The organism is Mycobacterium sp. 852002-51971_SCH5477799-a, assembly GCF_001667145.1.
Classification (GTDB): domain Bacteria; phylum Actinomycetota; class Actinomycetes; order Mycobacteriales; family Mycobacteriaceae; genus Mycobacterium.
This window is the reverse complement of record NZ_LZIF01000060.1, coordinates 1-1089: the sequence shown is the minus strand read 5'-3', so window position 1 is coordinate 1089 and position 1089 is coordinate 1. Positions and strand designations below refer to the sequence as shown.

Here is a 1089-nt window from a genome sequence, read left to right as displayed (position 1 = left end):
CCCACCCACCACGGGCTTGCCGGTCCCTGCTGCTGAGGACCTGGCCCACATCATTTACACCTCGGGCACGACCGGGGTGCCCAAGGGGGTGGCGGTCACCCACCACAACGTGACCCAACTCTTTGACGCCCTAGATGTCGGTGTGGAGCTGACGCCCGAACAGGTCTGGACGCAGTTTCACTCGTATGCCTTCGACTTCTCGGTGTGGGAGATCTGGGGGGCGCTGCTGCATGGCGGGCGGCTGGTGGTGGTGCCTGAGGAGGTGACCCGCTCCCCCCTCGACTTCCACGACCTGCTGGTTAGAGAGCACGTCACGGTGTTGACCCAAACGCCGTCTGCGGTGGGGATGTTGTCCCCGCAGGGGCTGGAATCGGCGGCGTTGGTGATAGGCGCTGAGCCGTGCCCTACCGATCTGGTGGACAGGTGGGCGCCGGGGCGGGTGATGGTCAATGTCTATGGCCCGACCGAGACGACGATGTGGGCGTCCAAGAGCGCCCCGCTGGTGACGGGTTCGGGAGCACCGCCGATCGGATCACCAATCGCCCAGGCGGCCTTCTTCGTGCTGGATGGGTGGTTGCGCCCGGTGCCGGTCGGGGTGGTCGGTGAGTTGTATGTGGCTGGTGCTGGGGTGGGTGTGGGTTATGTGGGTCGGGCGGGGTTGACCGGATCCCGGTTCGTGGCGTGTCCCTTCGCCGGGCCCGCGGCGCCGGGGCAGCGGATGTATCGGACCGGGGATCTGGTGTGTTGGCGCGCTGATGGGCAGCTGGATTATCTGGGCCGCGCCGATGAGCAGGTCAAGATCCGCGGTTATCGCATCGAACTGGGCGAGATCCAGGCCGCCCTGACCGGGCTGGACGGGGTGGACCAGGCGGTGGTGATCGCCCGTGAGGACCAGCCCGGCACCCGCCGGCTGGTCGGCTACATCACCGGGGGCGCCGACCCCACAACGGCGCGCGCCGCGCTGGCCGAGCGGTTGCCCGAGCATATGGTGCCGGCCGCGGTGGTGGCGCTTGACGCGTTGCCGTTGACGGCCAACGGCAAACTCGACACCCGCGCGCTGCCCGCCCCGGACTACACCGGCGCCGGGCG

1 protein-coding gene is annotated in these 1089 nt (G+C 68.8%); it reads left to right on the top strand.

Features of this window, described 5'->3' with window-relative positions:
• Window positions 1–1089: amino acid adenylation domain-containing protein (locus tag A5753_RS06890; protein ID WP_156655984.1), on the top strand; the 1089-nt coding region annotated here is incomplete at both ends.